The following is a 6,378-nucleotide window of genomic DNA, read 5'->3' as shown; positions in this document are numbered from 1 at the left end:
GGGTCGGCGATGCGCCGCTGCGGCACGGTGTCGGCCTGCACGCCGATGCGGCGAGCGCCGCGCTCGATGCGGTCGTCAGTGCGATCAACCGCTCGGCCTGGCACTGCGCGGATCGCCGCGCGGCGGCCTGACCGCTGGGTTCCGTTTCAGGGTTCAAACGTCAGCGAGCGGGGCGTGACCGCCCGTGCGCCGCGCGATCCGCGCCGCACGAGGCAGCAAAAAGCGGCCCAGAAGGCCGCTTCGGTCGGGACATGAAAAGGAGCGCCACACGCGCTCATGTCTCGGTCGCGCACCGCGTCGCCTGCCATGCGAACAGGCACCAGCGGCCCTGTTCGTGGGTATGGACGGAGGTATACGCAATCGGGAAGACCAGGCCGCCGTTGTTCGTTTCCATCTCGATCAACGCACGCCCGGTGACGACACAGGTCGCATCGCCGACGGGCAGCACGTCCTGCGACTGGATTTCGATCTGGCGATAGCGGCGGCGGCCGGCGACGATGGCGTCGATGAACTGCTGCTTGGTTTCGCGTTTGCCGTTGGTGTGCACGAAGAACACCTTGTCCGACAAAAGCGTGTCGAGCGCTTCGCCGTCCCCGTCCACCATCGCCCGGAACCGGTCGCGCTCGAGCGCGCGGACCGCATCGACCACCTTCGCCATCGCCTGACTCCTCGGCAACGCGCACGCCGTGCGCGGGCGTGCGGATCAGAAGTTGTACTGCAAGTAGAACTGGTGGAAATTTATACCAGGATTCGGCTCTTTGATACCCGCGTTAGACACATGTTCAAAACGGTAGCCGACCTGATACTGTTGCCGTTGGCCGAACTGCACGCCCACCCCCGCGGTCGGCGCGAACTGGAACGCGGTCCCCATCGAGAAACTATCCGAGATCGTCGGGTGCGTCAGCAGCCGGACGCCGCCGCCGGCCTCGATGAACGGGCGGATCGCCCCGGCGCTCTTGATGAAACGGAACATCGGCGTCACGCCGAATTCACCGATGCTGCTGTGGACGTTGCCGCCCGTATGCCAGTAGCCGGCATGCCCTTCCACGACAAACGCGAAGTGCCAGCCGCCGATTTCCCACCAGTTCCAGCCCGGATCCCACACCACGCCGAGATCGGCCTTGTCGACCCCGCGGCGATCCGAAAAGCCGCCGCCCGCCTGAATCCCCCATCGGTCCGCACATGCCGCACCCGATCCGCCCAGAAGGGACGCCGCCAGCATCGCGTGCAGCGCAAGCCGGCTGCGGGGCCGGCGATTCTTCTTATTGTTCATCTGACACTCCAACTTTATGGGTTGAATGGAGCCTGCCGCTTCGGCCGGCTCGAGCGAACTGAATGGTATGGTAAAGGACTTTTCGAATCGGCATCACAAAGCGAAATGGCTTCCTTCCAAAACGACAAAAATTGAAATCGTCTACTGATTACCATCAGAAACAACGGCTTACGGAACTTCGCCTCGCTCCCTCTGTCGCAGATTAGACTATCGACTCGACTGGCTCGATAGAAAAAGTGGGAACTCCGATGCCCACGCTTGCTCTAAGGAATTAGCACTCGGATTGCGGGAGTGCTAAGATGGCCCACGGAATCTCATTCGAGACCGGGGGTTTGTCCCTGATTCCAAAGGAGTTTTTTTAGTGAGCAATGCCCTGACCCTCCCGAACACCCTGAGCCAGACGCCGGCCAAGGCCGCATCGGCAGGCTCGCTGGCGCTCGCAGCCCAATCGATGTTGCCGGGCCAGCTTGGCAACATCGACGCGTATATCCAGGCCGTCAACCGCATTCCGCTGCTGACGCCCGAAGAGGAACGCCAGTACGCAACCGAATTCCGTGAAGGCAACAATCTCGACTCGGCACGCCGCCTCGTGCTGTCGCACCTGCGGCTCGTCGTGTCGATCGCGCGCAACTATCTCGGCTACGGCCTGCCGCACGGCGACCTGATCCAGGAAGGCAACATCGGCCTGATGAAGGCCGTGAAGCGCTTCGATCCGGCCCAGAACGTGCGTCTCGTGTCGTACGCGATCCACTGGATCAAGGCCGAGATCCACGAGTACATCCTGCGCAACTGGCGCACGGTGAAGGTCGCGACGACTAAGGCGCAGCGCAAGCTGTTCTTCAACCTGCGCAGCCACAAGAAGGGCCTGCAGGCGATGACGCCCGAGGAGATCGACGGCCTCGCGAAGGAACTCAACGTCAAGCGCGAAGACGTGACCGAAATGGAAACGCGCCTGTCGGGCGGCGACATCGCGCTCGAAGGGCAGGTCGAAGACGGCGAGGAGTCGTACGCGCCGATCGCCTACCTGGCCGACTCGCACAACGAACCGACCGCCGTGCTCGCCGCGCGTCAGCGCGACACGCTGCAGACGGACGGCATCGCGCAGGCACTCGACGCGCTCGACGCGCGCAGCCGCCGCATCATCGAGGCGCGCTGGCTGCACGTCGACGACGACGGTTCGGGCGGCTCGACGCTGCACGATCTCGCCGCCGAGTTCGGTGTGTCGGCGGAACGCATCCGCCAGATCGAAGCGAGCGCGATGAAAAAGATGCGCACCGCCCTCGCCGAATACGCGTAAATCGCTGCGATTTAGAGCGCTTCATCAAAAACCGCTGCCCGACCGGCAGCGGTTTTTTTTCGCCTGCTTTATCCGCTGCTTTTCACCCGCTTCTCCACCCGATTCTTTGCCGATTAATTGACCTGATTCGTCAGGTAATAGGCCGTTTGCGGGCCCCTTCCGCATAACCTTGATCTGCCTCAAATTTCGGCCCGTGTTTCGCGACGGTCTGCCGCAGCGCAGCACTCGGCATTGCAAAGCCGTCCTTTTAAAATTGGCATGTCAGGCGCAAAAGGATTAAAACCGCTTCACGGCCGTCATAAATCCGACGTAAAGTCGCCCCAAATCAGACCTAAATCGATTCAGGATAATCGCCTTGATCTCGATCAATAAAGAGCCTGCGCCTCCGCCGCGGCCGGCCGGCGCGATCGGCTGGCGCGCGCGCATCGCCGCGTGGGCACGCGGACCGACCCTCGCCCGCGACATCACCCTGGTGCTGATCGTCAAGCTGATCCTCCTGATGTCGCTCAAATACGCATTCTTCAATCATCCGCAGGCCGAGCACATGTCGTTGCCGCCTGCCGCCGTCGCCGAGAAGCTGCTCTCGGTGCCGGCGCCTGCACCCACCGAGGGAGACCACCATGATAAGTAGCGAAGTCGTCGATCTGTCACGTCTGCAGTTCGGCATCACGGCGCTCTACCACTTCCTGTTCGTGCCGCTGACGCTCGGCCTGTCCTGGCTGCTCGTCATCATGGAAGCTGTTTACGTGATGACCGGCAAACAGGTCTACAAGGACATGACCCAGTTCTGGGGCAAGCTGTTCGGGATCAACTTCGCGATGGGCGTGACGACCGGCATCACGCTCGAATTCCAGTTCGGCACGAACTGGTCGTACTACTCGCACTATGTCGGCGACATCTTCGGCGTGCCGCTCGCGGTCGAAGGCCTGATGGCGTTCTTCCTCGAGTCGACGTTCGTCGGCCTGTTCTTCTTCGGCTGGAACCGCCTGTCGAAGGTCAAGCACCTGATGGTCACGTTCCTCGTCGCGCTCGGCTCGAACCTGTCCGCGCTGTGGATCCTCGTCGCGAACGGCTGGATGAACAACCCGGTCGGCGCCGAGTTCAACTACCAGACGATGCGCATGGAGATGACGAGCCTGTTCGACGTGCTGTTCAACCCGGTCGCCCAGGTGAAGTTCGTGCACACGGTGTCGGCCGGCTACGTGTCGGCGGCGATGTTCGTGCTCGGCGTGTCGTCGTGGTACCTGCTGAAGAAGCGCGACGTCGACTTCGCGCTGCGCTCGTTCGCGGTCGCGGCCGGCTTCGGCCTCGCGGCGACGCTGTGCGTGATCGTGCTCGGCGACGAATCGGGCTATACGACCGGCGAAGTGCAGAAGATGAAGCTCGCCGCGATCGAATCCGAATGGGAAACGCAGCCGGCCCCCGCATCGTTCACGCTGATCGGCATTCCGAATCAGGAAGAACAGCGCACCGACTATGCGATCAAGATCCCGTATGCACTCGGCCTGATCGCGACGCGCTCGATCGACGAACCGGTGATCGGCCTGCGCGACCTCGCGAAGCACAGCGAGGAGCACATCCAGAGCGGGATGATCGCGTACGGCGCGCTGCAGAAGATCAAGCAGGGTGACACGAGCGACGCGACCCGCGCACTGTTCGACCAGCACAAGCAGTATCTCGGCTACGGGCTGATGCTCAAGCAGTTCACGCCGAACGTGGTCGATGCAACGCCCGAGCAGATCAAGGCCGCCGCGAAGAAGACGATCCCGCCGGTCGCGCCCGTGTTCTTCTCGTTCCGGATCATGGTGGCCCTCGGCTTCCTGTTCGTTGCGACGTTCATTGCCGCGTTCTGGTTCTGCGCGCGCCGCGAACTGCTGCAGGACAACCGCCGCTGGTTCCTCCGCTATGCGGTGTGGGCGATCCCGCTGCCGTGGATCGCGATCGAATTCGGCTGGATCGTCGCCGAGCTCGGCCGCCAGCCGTGGACGATCGCCGGCGTGCTGCCGACGCACCTGTCCGCGTCGAGCCTGCAGCCGAGCGACCTGTACCTGAGTCTCGCGGGCTTCATCCTGTTCTACACCGCGCTGTTCGTCATCGAGATCAAGCTGATGTTCAAGTACGCGCGCCTCGGCCCGTCGTCGCTGCATACCGGCCGCTATCACCACGAAATCGCGGCCGCCAGCGAGCGCGCCCCGGCGTGAGCACGCACCTGAAACGGAACAAGGAATCGCTATGGACTATGCAACTCTCAAGCTGATCTGGTGGCTGCTCGTCGGCGTGCTGCTGATCGGCTTCGCCGTCACCGACGGCTTCGACATGGGCGCGACCGCGCTGCTGCCGTTCCTCGGCAAGACCGACGAGGAGCGCCGCATCATCGTCAACACCGTCGGTGCGACGTGGGAAGGCAACCAGGTGTGGCTGATCACGGCCGGCGGCGCAATGTTCGCGGCCTGGCCGCTCGTCTACGCGGCGTCGTTCTCCGGCTTCTACTTCGCGATGCTGCTCGTGCTGTTCGCGCTGTTCTTCCGGCCGGTGGGCTTCGACTACCGCAGCAAGCGGCCTGACCCGCGCTGGCGCGCGGGCTGGGACTGGGGCCTGTTCATCGGCGGCTTCGTGCCCGCGCTCGTGTTCGGCGTCGCGTTCGGCAACCTGCTGCAAGGCGTGCCGTTCAAGTTCGACAGCGACCTGCGCGTGACCTACTACGGCAGCTTCTGGGCGCTGCTGAACCCGTTCGCGCTGCTGTGCGGGCTCGTCAGCCTCACGATGCTCGTCGCGCACGGTGCGGCCTTCATCAAGATGAAGACGGAAGGCGTGATCGCACGCCGCGCATCGGTCGCGCTGCGCGTGGCGTCGTTCCTCGCAGTCGTGCTGTTCGTGCTGGCCGGCGTGCTGATCGCGTCCACCATCGGCGGCTTCCACATCACGCACGCCGCGCCGACCGATACGGTCGCGAACCCGCTGCTCAAGGACGTCGCCGCGGGCTCGGGCCTGTGGCTCGCGAACTACGGCGAATTCCCGTGGATGATCGCAGCGCCCGTCGTCGCGATCGCGGGCGGCCTGCTCGCGCTGCTGCTCGCCGGTTCGAAGCAGGAGAAGACGGCGTTCTTCTGCACGGGCCTGATGATCACGGGCGTGATCCTGACCGCCGGCTTCTCGATGTTCCCGTTCATCATGCCGTCGTCGCTTGACCCGCGCAGCAGCCTGACCGTGTGGGACTCGACGTCGAGCCACATGACGCTGCAGGTGATGCTGTTCGCGGTGATCGTGTTCCTGCCGCTCATCCTGCTCTACACGAGCTGGGTGTATCGCGTGATGCGCGGCAAGGTCACGCGCGAAGTGCTCGAAGAGAACAAGCATTCGATGTATTGATGCTTTGAACCGGGACGGGGCGCGCACGCGCCCTCGCCCACCGTTTCGCAAGGAGTCGGATCATGTGGTATTTCAGCTGGATTCTCGGTATCGGCGTCGCGCTGTCGTTCGGCATCGTCAACGCGATGTGGCTCGAAGCGCGGCAGAAGACGCAGGAAGCGCGCGTCCGCGACTGACGCGTACGGCCGGTCACGCGGCCGCCATCCGGAAGGAACCTCGCCTCGCGCGAGGTTTTTTTTCGCCCCGACAGGCCGGACAGGCCCAGCGCATCGATGCCAATTTAGCGCCAGATTGATACCACTTGAATACCAATAAAAGGTTTCATAAGATCTTTGGACACGGCCGCTGACAGGCCGAATCCATCTGGGTGGGGGAGACATGCGAATCCCGTATGTGGCGCGCGCTTGCGCGCTGTCTCGCCGTCGGCGTGCTGCGTCCG

General features: G+C 63.4%; 7 protein-coding genes. 5 read left to right on the top strand and 2 right to left on the bottom strand.

Translation table 11 applies throughout. From position 1 onward, the window contains the following. Positions 1 to 274: 274 nt before the first annotated feature. Together JYJ84_RS25525 and pagL are read right to left on the bottom strand one after the other, a co-directional pair. Positions 275 to 658 carry a nuclear transport factor 2 family protein gene (locus JYJ84_RS25525; RefSeq protein ID WP_043187274.1) on the bottom strand — a complete coding sequence of 128 codons (384 nt, stop codon included), beginning with the start codon at positions 656 to 658 and terminating at the stop codon, positions 275 to 277. 45 nt (positions 659 to 703) lie between these two features. Next, positions 704 to 1,273, bottom strand: a complete 570-nt coding sequence (gene pagL, locus JYJ84_RS25520; RefSeq protein ID WP_043187272.1) for a lipid A 3-O-deacylase PagL — start codon at positions 1,271 to 1,273, stop codon at positions 704 to 706. Positions 1,274 to 1,634: 361 nt separating this feature from the next. On the opposite strand from pagL, the gene rpoH reads away from it, so the two are divergent. The 5 genes from rpoH to cydX all read left to right on the top strand — a co-directional run bounded on the left by rpoH (position 1,635) and on the right by cydX (position 6,115). Continuing rightward, positions 1,635 to 2,570: an RNA polymerase sigma factor RpoH gene (rpoH, locus tag JYJ84_RS25515; protein WP_122946312.1), complete on the top strand. Its 936-nt coding sequence runs from the start codon at positions 1,635 to 1,637 to the stop codon at positions 2,568 to 2,570. 349 nt (positions 2,571 to 2,919) lie between these two features. Continuing rightward, the gene (gene cydP / locus JYJ84_RS25510) at positions 2,920 to 3,201 is read left to right on the top strand and encodes a cytochrome oxidase putative small subunit CydP (protein ID WP_174955728.1); all 282 of its coding nucleotides are present in this window, start codon (positions 2,920 to 2,922) and stop codon (positions 3,199 to 3,201) included. After that, a complete protein-coding gene (locus JYJ84_RS25505; protein WP_043187268.1) occupies positions 3,191 to 4,771 on the top strand; it encodes a cytochrome ubiquinol oxidase subunit I in 1,581 nt (526 codons plus the stop codon). Before cydP ends, JYJ84_RS25505 begins: the two co-directional genes overlap by 11 nt. A 31-nt stretch (positions 4,772 to 4,802) precedes the next feature. Next, on the top strand, positions 4,803 to 5,939 hold the full coding sequence (gene cydB, locus JYJ84_RS25500; protein ID WP_043187266.1) for a cytochrome d ubiquinol oxidase subunit II: 1,137 nt from the start codon (positions 4,803 to 4,805) through the stop codon (positions 5,937 to 5,939). 62 nt (positions 5,940 to 6,001) lie between these two features. Next, positions 6,002 to 6,115 carry a cytochrome bd-I oxidase subunit CydX gene (gene cydX, locus JYJ84_RS25495; RefSeq protein ID WP_043187264.1) on the top strand — a complete coding sequence of 38 codons (114 nt, stop codon included), beginning with the start codon at positions 6,002 to 6,004 and terminating at the stop codon, positions 6,113 to 6,115. The last annotated feature ends 263 nt before the right edge of the window (positions 6,116 to 6,378 follow it).

This window comes from Burkholderia sp. LMG 13014 (assembly GCF_905232215.1).
Classification (GTDB): Bacteria; Pseudomonadota; Gammaproteobacteria; order Burkholderiales; family Burkholderiaceae; genus Burkholderia.
The sequence above is the reverse complement of the archived record's forward strand: the minus strand, read 5'-3'. Positions and strand labels throughout refer to the sequence as shown.

What these genes read in the sequence shown, in the direction of transcription:
- cydX (WP_043187264.1), top strand. Translation starts at nt 6,002, where the DNA reads ATGTGGTATTTCAGCTGGATTCTCGGTATCGGCGTCGCGCTGTCGTTC.
- cydB (WP_043187266.1), top strand. Translation starts at nt 4,803, where the DNA reads ATGGACTATGCAACTCTCAAGCTGATCTGGTGGCTGCTCGTCGGCGTG.
- pagL (WP_043187272.1), bottom strand. Translation starts at nt 1,273, where the DNA reads ATGAACAATAAGAAGAATCGCCGGCCCCGCAGCCGGCTTGCGCTGCAC.
- JYJ84_RS25525 (WP_043187274.1), bottom strand. Translation starts at nt 658, where the DNA reads ATGGCGAAGGTGGTCGATGCGGTCCGCGCGCTCGAGCGCGACCGGTTC.
- JYJ84_RS25505 (WP_043187268.1), top strand. Translation starts at nt 3,191, where the DNA reads ATGATAAGTAGCGAAGTCGTCGATCTGTCACGTCTGCAGTTCGGCATC.